The sequence below is a fragment of the Micrococcus sp. Alg238-R198 genome (assembly GCF_900537135.1).
Classification (GTDB): Bacteria; Actinomycetota; Actinomycetes; order Actinomycetales; family Micrococcaceae; genus Micrococcus; species Micrococcus luteus.
In genome coordinates this window covers 130,187-145,360 of the sequence record NZ_UNRH01000003.1, presented here as the reverse complement: position 1 = coordinate 145,360, position 15,174 = coordinate 130,187, and the positions used below count along the sequence as shown (strand labels likewise).

The window sequence follows — 15,174 nt, the reverse complement described above, 5'->3', positions numbered from 1 at the left end:
CCGCACCGGTCGGAGCGGCATCGCCCACGCTAGGAACCCGGGGCGGGCGGCCGGCCGGACCCGGCCGGGGCTGGGGAGGACACGCCGGGAGCAGCGGCCTGTGCAGGAGCGGAGGGGTCGCGCGGACGCGCCGGCACGGCCTCGGCCGGCCCGGCGTCGCGTCAGTGGGCGCGGTGGTCGGCCGGGGCGAGCTTGGGCCCGAACGCCTGCTTGCGCTCTCCGGAGAGCCCGATCATCCGCACCACCCGCTGCCGGTGCCCGGCCCATGGCGCGAGCAGGCGGAGCATCCCGGCGTCGTCGGTCCGGCGTCCCGTGAGGACCTGCCCCACGTACTGCGCCAGGTGGTAGTCGCCCACGGAGACGAGGTCCGCCGCCCCGTGGCTGCGCTGCAGCGCCTCGGCCGTGGTCCACGGCCCGATCCCGGGCACCGACTCCAGGCGCCGGGCCAGCGCGGCCACCCCGGCCGTGTCCCCGGGGGCGACCGCGTCGCCGAGCCGGTCGATGCTCGCGGCCCGCCGGGCGACCTCCAGCATGGTCCGCGACTGGGAGGGCTGCACCCGGGCCCGCGCATGCCAGTCCCACGAGGGGATCCGCAGGACGGCGGCCGGGGTCGGCGGCGGCAGCATCCCCGGCGGCACCGGGCCGGGGGCGGGCCCGTCGTCGTCGATCCGGGCGGCCAGCCGCACGAGGGTGCGCCAGCCGTGCCGCGCCTGGTCGTGGGTGACCTTCTGCTCGAGCACGGCGGTGAGCAGCTGCCGGGACAGCGCGCCCGCCGCTGGCAGCCGCAGCCCGGCCCGCATCCGCCGCGCCTCGCGCACGTGCGGCGGCAGCGCGGGCGCGCCGGAGTCCGGCCGCAGCAGGGCGTCGAAGGCGTCCCAGCCGTCGTCGTGCAGGCCGAGCAGGCGTTCCACGCCGGCGACGGCGGCGCTCGCGCCCGCGCCCCACGCGCGGGCCGTCACCGCGGTGCCGCCCCCTGCGGCCTCCCGGACGCCGGAGACCAGCAACGACGTCGGCCGGCCCGGGCCGCCCGACGCCACGTCCGGGGCGGGGGAGCGCAGAGTGAGCCAGACGCCCTGCGGTGTGGCGCGGACCGTGGGGTCGGCCGCACCGCGCTGCAGGGGGCGCAGGGTGAGCGCGACGTCCACGGGGACGGGCACGCGCACGCGGCGCTCGGCGTCCGGGGCGGTCATGCCCGCACCGTACACCCGGGCCCGGACAGGACGACGTCGGCCGTGACGGCGCGCACGCCGGGCGTTGCCCCGCGTGTCCGGAGCCCTCCTTCGGCGTCCGGCCCCTGGCGTAGCGTGGGGTGCGTGAGTGAAAAGACCCCCGCGCCCACCCCTGCGCAGCCCATGCAGTACGCCGAGAACGTCCTCGAGCTGATCGGGCACACCCCGCTCGTGAAGCTGCACTCCGTGACGGAGGGCATCGAGGCCACCGTCCTGGTGAAGGTCGAGTACCTGAACCCCGGCGGCTCCGTGAAGGACCGCATCGCGCTGAAGATGATCGAGGAGGCCGAGCGCGAGGGCCTGCTCGGCCCGGGCGGCACCGTCGTGGAGCCCACCTCGGGCAACACGGGCGTGGGGCTGGCCCTGGTCTCGCAGCTCAAGGGCTACCGCACCGTGTTCGTCACCCCGGACAAGGTGGGTCAGGAGAAGCGGGACGTGCTCAGCGCGTACGGCGCCGAGCTCGTCGTCACGCCCACCGCCGTGGACCCGACGTCCGAGGAGTCCTACTACGGGGTCGCCGACCGCCTCGTGCGGGAGATCCCCGGGGCCTATCAGCCCAACCAGTTCTTCAACCCCGCCGCCCCGGCCTCCCACTACGAGACCACCGGCCCCGAGATCTGGGAGGACACGGCCGGCCGCGTCACCCACGTCGTGATGGGCGCCGGCACGGGCGGCACCATCACGGGCACCGGCCGCTACCTCAAGGAGGTCTCGGCGGACCGCCCGTCCGGTCCGGTCCGCGTGATCGGCGCGGACCCCAGCGGCTCGGTGTACTCCGGCGGCGCCGGCCGGCCCTACTTCGTCGAGGGTGTCGGCGAGGACATGTGGGTGGACAACTACGACCCCGCGGTCCCGGACGAGGTCATCGCCGTCGAGGACGCCGAGGCCCTGGCCATGACCCGCCGCCTCGCCGCCGAGGAGGGCCTGCTCGTGGGCGGCTCCTCCGGTCTGGCCGTCGTCGCCGGCCTGCGCGCCGCCCGCGAGCTCGGCCCGGAGGACGTCATGGTGATCGTGCTGCCCGACTCGGGCCGCGGCTACCTCGCCAAGATCTTCAACGACCCGTGGATGGACGAGCGCGGCTTCGACTACGACGTCCGCGAGACCGTGCTGCCGGCGTGGGCGCGCGGGCGCACCCGCTCGGCGGTCCCGCAGATGGACGACGACGGCGCCACGGGGGCCGCCGGCGGGGCCGGCACGCCCGTCGAGGTGCTCGAGCACGCCGACGCCGAGCCGGCGACCCGCGCGGGCGCCCCCGCCGAGGCCGACCGCTGGTCCGCGACGGCGGGGGAGCTGCTGACCGAGAAGGCCGACCTGTTCCCGGGCTCCGTGCCCACCCTCGTCACCGCGGCCCCGACCACCTCGGTGGCGGACGCCGTGGCGACCATGAACCGGTACGGCGTCGACGCCCTGCCCGTGATCCTCGAGCCCCGGCACGACCTGCGGATCGGCGAGGTCCGCGGCACCGTCTCCTCCGCCGCGCTCGCGGACGCCCTCGCTGAGGGGCGGGCCACCGCGCAGACCCCCGTGGCCGACGTCATGGGCCCCGTGCTGCCCTGCCTGGGGGCGCGCACCCCGCTGCGCGCCGTGGCCCGGCGCCTCGCCCAGGACCCCGTGCTGCTGGTGCTCGAGGCCGGCCGCGTCCAGGGCGTCGTCACCCTGCACGACGTCCTCGCCCACGTCACCGCCTGAGGCCGGCCGCACCGGCCGCGCCCGCCCCACCCGACCCGATCTCTCCGAGGAGGCTCCCGAGATGACCGAGCAGAACGTCCACGAGGACCCGCACGCCACCACCCCCGACACCGGCGCCGAAGACGCCGCCGCCCACCCCCAGGGGGGAGGCTTCGGCACGCGCGCCGTGCACGCGGGCCAGCACCTGGACGAGGTGTTCGGCGCCGTCGTCCCGCCGATCCACCTCTCGAGCACCTACGCGCCCACGGCCGTCGGCGAGCTGCGGCGCGGCTACGACTACGGCCGCGGCACCAACCCCACCCGGGACGCGCTGCAGGAGCAGCTGGCCGCGCTCGAGGCCGGCGTCGACGAGTCCGGCGCCCCCCGGGCCACCGGCCTCACGTTCGCCTCCGGCCTGGCCGCGGAGACCGCGCTGATCATGGGCGCGGGCCGGCCGGGCATGACGATCGTGCTCGGCAACGACGTGTACGGCGGCTCCTACCGCCTCATCTCCCGCGTGCTCGCCCCGTGGGGCGTGGAGCACGTCGTCGTGGACATGGGGGACGCCGAGCAGGTCGCCGCCGCCGTCGAGCGCGCCGCCGCCGCGGGGCCGGTCATGGTGTGGCTGGAGACCCCGTCGAACCCGATGATGAAGATCTCCGACGTCGCCGCGGTCGCCGAGGCGGCCCACGCGCACGGCGCCCTGCTCGTGGTGGACAACACCTTCGCGACGCCGTACCTGCAGTCCCCGATCGCCCTCGGCGCGGACGTGGTGGTGCACTCCACCACGAAGTACATCGGCGGCCACTCGGACGTGATCGGCGGGGCGCTCGTGATCCCGGACGCCGCACTCGCCGAGCAGGTGAAGTTCCAGCAGTTCGCGGCGGGGGCCGTGAACGGGCCCATGGACGCGTACCTGACCACGCGCGGCCTCAAGACGCTCGGGGTGCGCATGGACCGTCACCAGGCCAACGCCCAGGCGGTCGCCGAGTGGCTCACCGGCCGCGCCGAGGTCTCCCAGGTGCTCTACCCGGGGCTGCCGGACCACCCCGGCCATGAGCTCGCGCAGCGGCAGATGCGCGGTTTCGGCGGCATGGTCTCGCTGCGCCTGTCCGGCGGCGCCGCGGCGGCCCGCCGCGTGGCCGAGTCGACCCGCCTGTTCCAGCTCGCCGAGTCCCTGGGCGGCATCGAGTCGCTGATGAACTACCCGGCGGAGATGACCCACGCCTCCGTGGCCGGCACCGAGCTGGCCGTGCCGGACGACCTGCTGCGCCTGTCGGTGGGCATCGAGGACGCCGAGGACCTCGTGGCGGACCTGGAGCGGGCTCTGGGCAGCCTCTGACCCGCCGACGTCCGCCAGAGGTCTAGCGCACGGGTGGGGAGCACGGGGCGGCGTAGTGTGACGGGCATGACCCTCACCGCCTTCGTCAACGCCCATGTCGTCCCCGTCGCCGCCGAGCCGTTCGACGGCGCCCTGCTCGTCGAGGACGGCCGGATCACCGCGCTCGGCCCCGACGTCGAGGCGCCCGACGGCGCCGAGGTGGTGGACTGCGAGGGGCGCTGGCTGCTGCCCGGCTTCGTGGATGCCCACGTCCACCTCGGCATGCACGCCGAGGGCGAGGTCGGTGCGACCGCGGACGTCAACGAGATGACGGACCCGGTGATGGCCGGGGTGCGGGCGATCGACGCCGTCGACCCGAACGAGCCGGGCTGGAAGGACGCCCTGGCCGGCGGGGTGACCACCGTGAACGTGAACCCCGGCTCGGGCAACCCGATCGGCGGCCAGGCGGTGGCGCTGCACACCCACGGACGCACCGTGGACGAGATGGTGCTGCGCAGTCCCTCGGGCGTGAAGTCCGCCCTCGGCGAGAACCCCAAGAACGTCTACAAGGAGAAGGGCCGCACCCCGTCCACGCGGCTGGGCACCGCCCTCGTGATCCGCGAGGCGTTCCTGCGGGCGCAGGGCTACATGGCCCGCCGCGCGGAGGCCGAGCGCGAGGACAAGCCCTTCACCCGCGACCCCCACCTCGACGCCCTCGCCCTCGTCCTGGAGCGCACGATCCCCTGGCGCCAGCACTGCCACCGCACCGACGACGTCGCCACCGCCCTGCGCCTGGCCGACGAGTTCGGCTACGACCTCGTCCTGGACCACGGCACCGAGGCGCACCCGCTGGCCGACCAGCTCGCGGCCCGCGGCGTGCCGGTGCTGATCGGCCCGCTGTTCACCACCAAGTCCAAGCCGGAGCTGCGGGGCCGCTCGATGCGCAACCCGGGCCGTCTGGCGCGGGCCGGCGTCGAGATCAGCATCATCACCGACCACCCGGTGGTGCCCATCGACTTCCTCGTCTACCAGGCGGCGCTGTCGGTGAAGGAGGGCCTGGACCGGGAGACCGCCCTGCGCGCCATCACCCTGCATCCCGCGCGCGTGCTGGGGCTGGACGACCGCATCGGCTCCCTCGAGGTGGGCAAGGATGCCGACCTGGTGCTCTGGTCCGGCGACCCGCTCGATGTCATGCAGCGGGCCCTGCGCGTGTGGATCGGCGGCCGTCAGGTCATGGAGTACGACCTCGCCACGGCCCGGCCCGTCGTCGCCTCCGCCCGTCCCGTGGAGGACTGAGCGGCGCCGCCGCCCGGCGGCGGGGGCGGGACGCGCGGGCTCAGCGCCGCACGCGCGAGCGCACGGGCGGCAGCCAGACGAGCGCGGCGCCCAGGAGCATCACGACGGCGAGGATGATCAGCAGGCCGTTGGCCCGCAGGAACGCGGGGGCGGCCAGCAGGACGGCGATGAACGTCAGGGTCCCGATCGCCGAACGACGGCGGCGCAGCAGACCGATCCAGCCCCACAGGGACGCCGCGGCCAGCAGGGCGACGGCGGTGCCCATCGTGAACTGCCCCGTCGCGCCGCCCAGCACGCCCACCGACTCCATGCCGGTGAGCGGATCGATGACGGGCTCGCCGCTGTCCTGTGCGCGGGCCCCGTTCCAGAGGAACGCGCCCGCGATGCCGATCAGCACCACGGTGACCGCGAGCCAGTAGAGGCGCGCGACCTTCAGGAGCGGGTGGACGAGGCCGGCGTCGGACTCGGCCGCGTCCCGCGCGGCCAGGTCGCGCTCGCGGTCCGCGCGGCGCCGTTCCAGGCGCTCCTCGTCCTCGGCGGTGAGGCGGGCGCGCTCGGCGCGCAGCCGTGCGTCGTCGGCCCGCTGATTCTCCCGGAAGGACTGGGCGGCGCGGCCGGCGGCCCGGCCGAGCCCGCGGGCGAGGGGGCGGTCTTCGCTGTTCTGGGGCACCTGCCGAGCCTATCGCCCCGGCCGGTGAGCGACCGGGGTGTCCGAGGGCGCAGCCCGGCCCGGGATCCGGTGGCGTAGACTGGGCGGACCGGATCCGGTCTCTCCCCCTGTGATGAATGAGCGTGGACGCGTGTGCCACGCCGGACTGCAGATGTCTGTGCAGATGTGTGTGCGGGTCACGAACGTCGTGGCCCTCGGGGGCTGCCGGGTGGACGGAATCATCTGACCCAGCTGGCCCCTGCGCCCCACGACGTCGACCCGCGACCGACGTCCTCCGGCGTGCGCCCGCGCATCCCCACAGGAGGACCCATGTCCGACATCCTCGATCCCCAGACCACCGCCGAGGTCGCCCCCGAGCTCGCCGAGGCGGAGCAGGAGGCCACCGGGACCGTCCCGCAGGTCGACGCCGCCGAGCCCGCCGCCCCCGAGGCTCCCGCCGAGCCGGCCGGCCCCACCTTCCTGGACCTCGGCCTGGATGCCCGCGTCCTGGCCGCCGTCGAGGACCTGGGCTACACCGCGCCCTCGCCCATCCAGGAGGCGACCATCCCCCTGCTGCTCGCGGGCCGCGACGTCGTGGGCCTGGCCCAGACCGGCACCGGCAAGACCGGCGCGTTCGCGCTGCCGGCGCTCTCCCGCCTGGCGGAGGCCTCGGACGTCAACGGGCGCGCCAACGCCCCGCAGATCCTCGCCCTGGCCCCCACGCGCGAGCTCGCGCTCCAGCTCGCCGAGGCCTTCGACGCGTACGCCAAGCATCTCGGCGACGTGTCCGTGCTGGCCGTCTACGGCGGCTCGCCCTACGGCCCCCAGCTCTCCGCGCTGCGCCGCGGCGCCCAGGTCGTCGTCGGCACGCCGGGCCGCGTGATCGACCACCTCGAGCGCGGCTCGCTGGACCTCTCCGACCTGCAGACCCTCGTGCTGGACGAGGCGGACGAGATGCTGCGCATGGGCTTCGCGGAGGAGGTGGACCGCATCCTCGCCTCCACCCCGGACACGAAGCAGACCGCGCTGTTCTCCGCCACCATGCCCCCGGCCATCCGCCGCATCTCCGCCCAGTACCTGAACGCCCCGGAGGAGGTGGCCGTCGCCCGTCAGTCGACGACGTCCGCCACGATCCGCCAGCGCTACCTGCAGGTGGGTCACCAGTGGAAGTTCGAGGCCCTGAGCCGGATCCTCGAGACCGAGGAGCACGACGGCGTCATCGCCTTCGTGCGCACCCGTGCCGGTACCGAGGAGCTCGCCCAGAAGCTCACGCGCGCCGGGTTCAAGGCCGTGGCCATCTCCGGCGACGTCGCCCAGAAGCAGCGCGAGAAGACCGTGGAGGACCTGAAGGCCGGCCGCGTGGACATCCTCGTGGCCACCGACGTCGCCGCCCGCGGCCTCGACGTCGAGCGCATCTCGCTCGTGGTCAACTACGACATTCCGCAGGACGCGGAGTCCTACGTGCACCGCATCGGCCGCACCGGCCGCGCCGGCCGGCAGGGCGACGCCGTGCTCTTCATGACCCCGCGCGAGCGCTTCCTGCTCAAGCAGATCGAGCGGACCACCCGCCAGCAGGTCGAGGAGATGGCCGTGCCCTCCGTCGCCGACGTCAACGCGGCCCGCAAGCGCCGCTTCGCCGACGGCATCACCCGCACCCTCGAGCGCGCCTCGGAGGAGGAGCTGGCGGTGTTCGGTGAGATCGTCGCCGCGTACGTCGACGAGCACGAGGTCGAGCCGGCGCGTGTGGCCGCCGCGCTGGGCATGATGGCCCAGGGCGGCCGCCCGCTGCTGGCCCGCGAACAGGAGATCCCGTCCGGCGGCGGCCGGGGCCGCAAGGACCGCGACGGCGGTCGCGAGGGTGGGCGCGACGGCGGCCGTGAGCGCGGCGCGAGCGACGGCCGCGGCTCGCGTGGCCCGGCCCGGGAGCCCGCGGCCGGCAACGCGACGTACTGGATCGCCGTCGGCCACCAGGACCGTGTGCGGCCGGGCAACATCGTGGGCGCGCTGGCGAACGAGGTGGGCCTGCCCGCCTCGGCCATCGGCGCGATCGACCTGCGTGGCAACCACTCGCTCGTCGAGCTGCCGGCAGACCTGACCTCGGCCCAGCTCGAGGCCGCGGCCAACGCCGAGATCAACGGCCGTCGCCTCGGCCTGCGCAAGGACACCGGCCGCCCGACCCGCGCCGAGCGTGACGGCGAGGACCGCGGTGAGCGCCGCGGCGGCTTCCGCAAGGACCGCGGCGAGCGCGGCGAGCGCGGCGGCTTCCGCGGGGACCGCGACGGCGGCCAGCGCGGCGGGTACCGCAAGGACCGGGACGACCGCGGCTCCCGCGAGGATCGTGGCGGCTTCCGCAAGGACCGGGACGACCGCAGCTTCCGTGGCGACCGCAGGGGACGCCCCGGCGGCCGCAAGCCCCGCTGGGGCGCCCAGGAGCGCTCGGATCGGGGCGCCCGCCGCTGATTCCGCCGGGGTGCCGACCCCGCCGGAGGCCGTGACCGGGGCCGATTTTGCATCGGCCCCGGGGCCCTGGTAGAGTCTCACCTCGTTGCCCCGATAGCTCAGTGGTAGAGCGCCATCTTGGTAAGATGGAGGTCCCGGGATCGATTCCCGGTCGGGGCTCTGACATGAGAGCCCGCCCTCGCGGCGTGAAAACCGTGAGTGCGGGCGTTCTCGTGTCGTGGCGGCGTAGCTCAGCTGGTTAGAGCGCACGACTCATAATCGTGAGGTCGGGGGATCGAGTCCCCCCGCCGCTACGGAATCGGACGGACCCGGTCACCTCCTCGGAGGGGCCGGGTCCTTTCGCGTTCCGGGGCCCGTCCGTCGCCCCGGTAGCCTGGCGGGCATGTCCACGCGTCGCCCCGCCCACCAGCCCACCCGCGGCACCGCCGCGCCCCGCGGCTTCGTCTCCCCGTGGGAGCACGGCTCCCGGCTGTACCGGACCCTCGTGCTGACCGGCTCCGCGCTGTTCCTCGTGGGCATCGTGCTGGCGGTCGTCGGCGGCACCACCGGACGCCTCGCCGTCTCCGGGACCGCCCTGGGCGTGCTCGGCGCGGGCGTCGCCGTTCACCTGTCCGCTCAGCTCGTGCGCTTCCGCCAGGCCGCCCGCCGGCAGGGGGAGCGGCGCCCCGGCCGTTAGGCTGGACGGCAGTCGAGAACCGTCCCGCAGGAGGCCCGAGTTGAGCGTGAACCCCGACGTCGCCGGGCGGAGCTATCCGCCCGCGCCCCCCTTCCAGGTCGGTCGTGAGGCGGTCCGCGGCTTCGCCGAGGCCGTGCAGGCCCAGCATCCCGCGCACCACGACGTCGCGGCCGCCCGGGCCCTGGGACACGCCGACCTGGTCGCCCCCCCGACCTTCGCCGTCGTCATCGCGCAGCGCGCCGAGGCCGCCGTCGTCGCCGATCCCGAGCTGGGGATCGACTTCTCGCGTGTGGTCCACGCGGACGAGCGCTTCGTCCACCACCGCCCGCTGGTGGCCGGGGACGAGGTCGTGGCGACCGTGCGGGTCGAGGCCGTGAAGTCCCTCGGCGGCAACCGCATGGTCACCACCGTCACCGAGATCGCGGATCTGGACGGCGCGCCCGTCTCCACCGTCACGTCCACCCTGCTGGTCCGGGGAGAGGAGTCCTGATGAGCACCGCCCCCCGCCTGTCCGACCTCGCCCGGGGCGAGGTGGTCGGCACGCGCACCGTCACGTTCACCCGCGCCGACCTCGTCGCCTACGCGGGTGCCTCCGGCGACCGCAACCCGATCCACTGGTCCCCGTCGTTCGCCGAGCACGTCGGCCTGCCCGGCGTCATCGCCCACGGGATGCTCACCATGGGCGCGGCCGTGCAGCTCGTCTCGGACTGGGCGGGCGACCCGGGCGCCGTCGTCGACTACCAGACCCGCTTCACCGGCATGGTGCCCGTCGCGGACACCACGGGGCGCACGGACGACGACGGCGCGCCCGTCCCCGGCGCCACGCTCGAGGTCGTCGGCACGGTCGGCGCCGTGGACGAGGCCGCCGGGACCGTGCGGATCGACCTGAACGTCACCAACCCGGACGCGGCGAAGCCGCGCGTGCTGACCAAGGCGCAGGCCGTGGTCCGTCTGGCCGACCCCGCGGGGGAGAGCGCGTGAGCGAGCGGCTGGCGGACCACACCACCACCCGCGTCGGCGGGCCTGCGCGCGCGTGGGTCACCGCGCGCACCGAGGCCGAGGCGATCGAGGCCGTGCGCGCCGCCGACGCGGCGGGCGAGCCCCTGTTCGTCCTCGGCGGCGGTTCCAACACCCTCATGGCGGACGCCGGCTTCCCCGGCACCGTCGTGCGGCTGGCCTTCGAGGGCATCCACGTGCTGGACGGGCCGCTGCCCGGCGAGGGCGAGACGCCGCCCGCCGGCGACGGGGCCCGGTCCGCGGACCACGAGGGGGAGGCCGTCGTCGTGCGGATCGCGGCGGGCCACCCGTGGGACGACGCCGTCGCATGGACCGTGGCGCACGGGCTCGGCGGGATCGAGGCGCTCTCGGGCATCCCGGGCTCGGCCGGCGCGACGCCCGTGCAGAACGTCGGCGCGTACGGCGCGGACGTCTCGCAGGTGCTCGTCGCCCTGCGCGCGTGGGACCGGGAGGCGGGCGACGTCGTCGAGCTGACGCCCGCGGACCTGCGCTTCGGCTACCGCGACTCCGTGATCAAGCGCTCCATGCTGGAGACCGGCGCGCCGAGTCCCCGGTGGATCGTGCTCTCGATCGACCTGCGGCTGCGTCGCGCCTCCTCCGACGCCGAGCCGACGGTGCCGGTCCGCTACGGGCAGCTGGCGGCCGCGCTCGACGTCGAGGAGGGCGCCCATGCCCCGCTCGCGGTGGTCCGCCGCGAGGTGCTGGCCCTGCGCGCCGCCAAGGGGATGGTGTCCGATCCGGCGGACCCGGACACGTGGTCCACGGGCAGCTACTTCACAAACCCGATCGTGCCCGCGTCCGTGCGGGCCTCCCTGCCCGACGGCGCCCCGGCGTTCGCCGCCGGCCAGGCCGAGGACGGGACGCCGCTCGTGAAGCTCTCGGCGGCCTGGCTGATCGATCGCGCGGGCTTCGCGAAGGGCTTCGGGCTGCCCGAGGTCGCCCCCCGCGAGGGCGGGCCGGACGGCCGCGGAGCCGACGGCACCGGCCTGGCCGGGGGCCGCGCGTCGGTGTCCACGAAGCACACCCTCGCCATGACCAACCGCGGCGACGCGACCACCGAGGACGTCCTGACGGTCGCGCGCACCGTGCGCGACGGCGTGCGCGAACGCTTCGGCGTCGAGCTGCACCCCGAGCCGATGATCATCGGCACCAGCCTCTGACCCCCCTCCACTTTCGTTCGGGAAACGGCGCCCCCAGGAGTGCTTTCGTTCGGGAAACGGCGCCCCCGAGGCGGCGCGGGCGCCGTTTCCCGAACGACAACGCGCGAACACCCGCCGTTTCCCGAACGAAAACGGGGGCTGGGGGCACGGGGGCAGGGGGGTGGGGCCGGGTCCCCGCGCGCGCCGCGGCACCGGCGTCGCGGCTCAGAGGTTGCCGGTGGCGATCATCAGCATGCGACGCACGGGCTCGGCCGCACCCCACAGCAGCTGGTCGCCGACGGTGAACGCCGAGAGGTACTCGGGACCCATGTTGAGCTTGCGCAGCCGGCCGACGGGGATCTGCAGGGTGCCGGTCGCGGCGATCGGGGTCAGGTCGGTGACCGTGGCCTCCTTGGTGTTCGGCACCACCTGCACCCACTCGTTGTCCGCGGCGATGATCTGCTCGACCTCATCCAGCGGCACGTCCCGGGTGAGCTTGAGGGTGAGGGCCTGCGAGTGGGAGCGCATGGCGCCGATCCGCACGCACAGCGAGTCGAACGGGATCCGGTCCGCCCCGGTCAGTCCGAGCACCTTGTTGGTCTCGTCGTAGGCCTTGCGCTCCTCGCGGGAGACGCCGTCGCCCAGGTCGGAGTCGATCCAGGGGATCAGCGAGCCGCCCAGCGGCACGCCGAACTGCGTCGAGTCCAGGCCGCCGCGCTGCAGCTCGATCACCTTGCGGTCGATCTCGAGGATCGCCGACGCCGGATCGGCCAGCTCGGCCCGCACCGCGCCGCCCAGCTCGGCGTACTGGGTGAGCAGCTCGCGCATGTGCCGGGCGCCGCCGCCGGAGGCCGCCTGGTAGGTCATGGCGGTGCCCCACTCGACCAGGCCCGCCTTGAACAGGCCCCCCAGGCCCATGAGCATGCAGGAGACGGTGCAGTTGCCGCCGATGAAGTCCTTCGTCCCGTTCGCCAGGGCGGCGTCGATGACGCCGCGGTTCACGGGGTCCAGCGCGATCACGGAGGTGTCCGCCATGCGCAGGGTGGAGGCGGCGTCGATCCAGATGCCGTCCCAGCCGGCGGCGCGCAGCTTCGGGTACACGGCCTGCGTGTAGTCCCCGCCCTGCGCGGTGAGGATCACGGGCAGGGCCGTGAGCGCGTCCACGTCGTACGCGTCCTGGAGCACGCCCGGGTCACCGGCCATGCCCTCGAGCACGGGCGCGGGACCGCCGGCGTTGGACGTGGAGAAGAAGACGGGATGGATACGGGCGAAGTCGCCCTCCTCGGCCATGCGCTGCAGGAGGACGGACCCCACCATGCCGCGCCAGCCGACCAGGCCCACGGTGGGCACGGCGGCCGCGTCGGGGGCGTTCACAGATGCGGGGGCAGCGGAAGTCATGCCCTCCAGGCTAGCGGCCCTGCTGCGCGCGCTTCCGCTTGTTCCACGCGATGAGACCGCCCACGGCGAACACCTGGGTCAGCACGAGCAGGAACACCAGCCCGGCGAGGGTCTTGCCCTGCAGCACGAGGATCAGCCCGAACACGGCGCACACGAACGCCAGCACGGGCAGGGCGACGAGCGCGAGGAACGAGACCGCCTGCGGGGAGAGCAGACGCTGGTCGGAGTCGGTCGAGGCCATGTCAGTCGCGTTCCCATCGTTCGAAGCGGTGGCGCGGGCCGGAGGCGGAGTCCAGCCACGCGTCGGGGGCGGGGTCGACGGCGGTGCGCCGCCAGCGGGCGTCGAGCGGCGGGGCGTGCGTGTCGCCGTCGACGTCGGCGTCGATCACGGTCACCTCGGCGCGCGAGGCCACGTCGAGGGCCTGCTCGTAGAGGGTCGCCCCGCCGATCACCCACACGGTGTCACAGCCGTCGGCCTCGGCCGCGGCGGCCAGGGCCGCCCCGAAGCCCGGCACGACGACGGCGCCCGCGGCCCGCAGCTCCGCGCCGGCCTCCTCGGTGGCCGTCAGGGTGCGGGAGACCACGATGTTCGTGCGCCCGGGCAGCGGGCGGAAGCGCGCCGGGAACGACTCCCACGTGCGCCGGCCCATGATCACGGGGTGGCCGTGCGTGTGGGCCCGGAAGTGGGCGAGGTCCTCGGGGACGTGCCACGGCATGGTGCCGTCGCGGCCGATGACGCGCTCGGGGGTCTGGGCCCAGATCATGGCGATCACGGGCTCGGTGGGACGGGTGGCCCGGCTCATGGGGTCGCTGCGCATCCTCGGCTCAGACGGCGATCGGCGCCGTGATGGTGGGGTGGTGACGGTAGTCGAGGACCTCGAAGTCGTCGTAGTCGTAGTCGAAGATCGACGCGGGGGTGCGCCGCAGCCGCAGCCGCGGGTACGGGTACGGCTCGCGGGAGAGCTGCTCGCGCACCTGCTCCTCGTGGTTCGCGTAGATGTGCACGTCCCCGCCGGTCCACACGAACTCGCCGGGCGTCAACCCGGTCTGCTGCGCGACCATCACCGTGAGCAGCGCGTACGAGGCGATGTTGAACGGCACGCCGAGGAACAGGTCCGCCGAGCGCTGGTAGAGCTGGCACGAGAGCCGCCCGGGGGCGCCGTCCTGACCGGGGGAGACGTAGAACTGGAACAGCGCGTGGCACGGCGGCAGCGCCATCTCGTCCACCTCGGCGGGGTTCCACGCGGTGACGATGTGCCGGCGCGAGTCGGGGTTCGTCCGGATCTGCTCCACGACCTTGGCGATCTGGTCGATGTGGCCCCCGTCCGGGGTGGGCCACGAGCGCCACTGCACGCCGTAGACGGGGCCGAGCTCGCCGTCCTCGTCCGCCCACTCGTTCCAGATCCGCACGCCGCGCTCCTGGAGCCACCGCACGTTCGAGTCCCCGCGCAGGAACCACAGCAGCTCGAGCGCGACCGACTTGAAGTGCACGCGCTTGGTGGTGATCAGCGGGAAGGACTCGGCCAGGTCGAAGCGCAGCTGGCGGCCGAACACGCTGCGCGTGCCCGTGCCGGTCCGGTCCGTCTTGACGGCCCCGTGGGCCATCACGTCGGCGAGGAGGTCCTCGTAGGGGGTCGGGATGCTCACCCGGTCCACTCTAGCGATCCGAGCGGACGCGCTGAGCGTCGTCGACGGCCCGGCGGAGGCGGGCTTCATCCCAGCCCGCGGCCCGGGCCAGGGCCACGGCGCGCTCGACGGCGGCGCCCACCGCGGCGTCGTCCGGGGCGGGTGGGGTGTCCGCCACGACGGTGCCCCTGCCGCGCGCCGTGCGCACGACGCCGGCCGCCTCAAGCTCGCGGTAGGCGCGCACCACGGTGTTGGGGGCGATGCCGAGGTCGCCTGCGAGGGCCCGGACGGAGGGGAGGCGGGTGCCGGCAGGGCAGGGCCCCGCCCCCGGTCAGCCGTTGAGCACCATGTCCTGGTACTCGGGGTAGCGGCGCAGGTAGTCCTCCACGTAGGAGCACTCGGGCACGATCCGGTCACCCTCCGCGCGCAGCCGGTCCAGGACCATGGTCACGAGGGCGCGGGCAAAGCCGCGGCGGCCGAACTGCTCGTCGACGATGGTGTGCTGCAGGCGCAGGACCACGGTGTCCTCGCCGTCCGCGCCGCGCACGGTCTCCTGGTCGTAGCCGAGGAACCCGATGAAGGTCCCGTCCTGGCGCAGCTCGAAGCGCTGACGGTCCGGGTCCCGGGTCACCGTGAGGCGCTCGTGGACGATCTTCTCGGGCTGGCTCTGGGCGGCGGTGTTCTCCATGACCCGA

General features: G+C 74.8%; 15 protein-coding genes, 2 tRNA genes and 1 pseudogene. 10 read left to right on the top strand and 8 right to left on the bottom strand.

Annotated elements, in window-relative coordinates; genetic code table 11:
• Nucleotides 1-161: 161 nt before the first annotated feature.
• Nucleotides 162-1,190 (bottom strand): 3-methyladenine DNA glycosylase, encoded by a 1,029-nt coding sequence (locus G6R13_RS04245; RefSeq protein ID WP_163721103.1) that lies wholly within the window; start codon nucleotides 1,188-1,190, stop codon nucleotides 162-164.
• Nucleotides 1,191-1,352: 162 nt separating this feature from the next.
• Here G6R13_RS04245 and G6R13_RS04240 point away from each other — a divergent pair, with 162 nt between their 5' ends.
• From G6R13_RS04240 to G6R13_RS04230, 3 genes are all read left to right on the top strand, one after another.
• Entirely contained in the window at nucleotides 1,353-2,918 is a 1,566-nt protein-coding gene (locus tag G6R13_RS04240; RefSeq protein WP_036317690.1) for a pyridoxal-phosphate dependent enzyme, read from the top strand.
• Between the two features lie 61 nt (nucleotides 2,919-2,979).
• Nucleotides 2,980-4,239, top strand: a complete 1,260-nt coding sequence (locus tag G6R13_RS04235; protein WP_078025945.1) for a cystathionine gamma-synthase — start codon at nucleotides 2,980-2,982, stop codon at nucleotides 4,237-4,239.
• A gap of 66 nt (nucleotides 4,240-4,305) precedes the next feature.
• A complete protein-coding gene (locus G6R13_RS04230; RefSeq protein WP_060974117.1) occupies nucleotides 4,306-5,514 on the top strand; it encodes an amidohydrolase in 1,209 nt (402 codons plus the stop codon).
• A gap of 40 nt (nucleotides 5,515-5,554) precedes the next feature.
• Here G6R13_RS04230 and G6R13_RS04225 read toward each other — a convergent pair whose 3' ends face one another.
• Nucleotides 5,555-6,184: a hypothetical protein gene (locus G6R13_RS04225; protein ID WP_163721101.1), complete on the bottom strand. Its 630-nt coding sequence runs from the start codon at nucleotides 6,182-6,184 to the stop codon at nucleotides 5,555-5,557.
• Nucleotides 6,185-6,493: 309 nt separating this feature from the next.
• On the opposite strand from G6R13_RS04225, the gene G6R13_RS04220 reads away from it, so the two are divergent.
• The 7 genes from G6R13_RS04220 to G6R13_RS04190 all read left to right on the top strand — a co-directional run bounded on the left by G6R13_RS04220 (nucleotide 6,494) and on the right by G6R13_RS04190 (nucleotide 11,476).
• Nucleotides 6,494-8,623, top strand: a complete 2,130-nt coding sequence (locus G6R13_RS04220) for a DEAD/DEAH box helicase (RefSeq protein ID WP_134416933.1) — start codon at nucleotides 6,494-6,496, stop codon at nucleotides 8,621-8,623.
• A gap of 87 nt (nucleotides 8,624-8,710) precedes the next feature.
• A tRNA-Thr gene (locus tag G6R13_RS04215) sits at nucleotides 8,711-8,782 on the top strand.
• Between the two features lie 60 nt (nucleotides 8,783-8,842).
• Nucleotides 8,843-8,916, top strand: a tRNA-Met gene (locus tag G6R13_RS04210).
• An 89-nt stretch (nucleotides 8,917-9,005) separates the two neighbouring features.
• A complete protein-coding gene (locus G6R13_RS04205; protein ID WP_041103577.1) occupies nucleotides 9,006-9,299 on the top strand; it encodes a hypothetical protein in 294 nt (97 codons plus the stop codon).
• 40 nt (nucleotides 9,300-9,339) lie between these two features.
• Entirely contained in the window at nucleotides 9,340-9,789 is a 450-nt protein-coding gene (locus G6R13_RS04200) for a MaoC family dehydratase N-terminal domain-containing protein (RefSeq protein ID WP_002854745.1), read from the top strand.
• Nucleotides 9,789-10,280 carry a MaoC/PaaZ C-terminal domain-containing protein gene (locus tag G6R13_RS04195; protein ID WP_078025942.1) on the top strand — a complete coding sequence of 164 codons (492 nt, stop codon included), beginning with the start codon at nucleotides 9,789-9,791 and terminating at the stop codon, nucleotides 10,278-10,280. The genes G6R13_RS04200 and G6R13_RS04195 overlap by 1 nt, the downstream gene beginning before the upstream one ends.
• Nucleotides 10,277-11,476, top strand: coding sequence for a UDP-N-acetylmuramate dehydrogenase (locus G6R13_RS04190; RefSeq protein ID WP_101965855.1), 1,200 nt, complete (start codon nucleotides 10,277-10,279; stop codon nucleotides 11,474-11,476). Before G6R13_RS04195 ends, G6R13_RS04190 begins: the two co-directional genes overlap by 4 nt.
• Before the next feature lie 204 nt (nucleotides 11,477-11,680).
• Here G6R13_RS04190 and asd read toward each other — a convergent pair whose 3' ends face one another.
• From asd to G6R13_RS04160, 6 genes and pseudogenes are all read right to left on the bottom strand, one after another.
• On the bottom strand, nucleotides 11,681-12,853 hold the full coding sequence (asd, locus tag G6R13_RS04185; RefSeq protein WP_052520052.1) for an aspartate-semialdehyde dehydrogenase: 1,173 nt from the start codon (nucleotides 12,851-12,853) through the stop codon (nucleotides 11,681-11,683).
• A gap of 10 nt (nucleotides 12,854-12,863) precedes the next feature.
• On the bottom strand, nucleotides 12,864-13,094 hold the full coding sequence (locus G6R13_RS04180) for an NF038396 family protein (protein WP_041103572.1): 231 nt from the start codon (nucleotides 13,092-13,094) through the stop codon (nucleotides 12,864-12,866).
• Nucleotide 13,095: 1 nt separating this feature from the next.
• Nucleotides 13,096-13,656, bottom strand: coding sequence for a dihydrofolate reductase (locus G6R13_RS04175; RefSeq protein ID WP_041103571.1), 561 nt, complete (start codon nucleotides 13,654-13,656; stop codon nucleotides 13,096-13,098).
• A 22-nt stretch (nucleotides 13,657-13,678) separates the two neighbouring features.
• Nucleotides 13,679-14,509 carry a thymidylate synthase gene (locus G6R13_RS04170; protein ID WP_036317717.1) on the bottom strand — a complete coding sequence of 277 codons (831 nt, stop codon included), beginning with the start codon at nucleotides 14,507-14,509 and terminating at the stop codon, nucleotides 13,679-13,681.
• A 1-nt stretch (nucleotide 14,510) separates the two neighbouring features.
• Nucleotides 14,511-14,789, bottom strand: a pseudogene (locus G6R13_RS04165) (GntR family transcriptional regulator); the annotation flags it as partial.
• Between the two features lie 21 nt (nucleotides 14,790-14,810).
• Nucleotides 14,811-15,167, bottom strand: coding sequence for a GNAT family N-acetyltransferase (locus tag G6R13_RS04160; RefSeq protein WP_134416831.1), 357 nt, complete (start codon nucleotides 15,165-15,167; stop codon nucleotides 14,811-14,813).
• Nucleotides 15,168-15,174 lie beyond the last annotated feature (7 nt).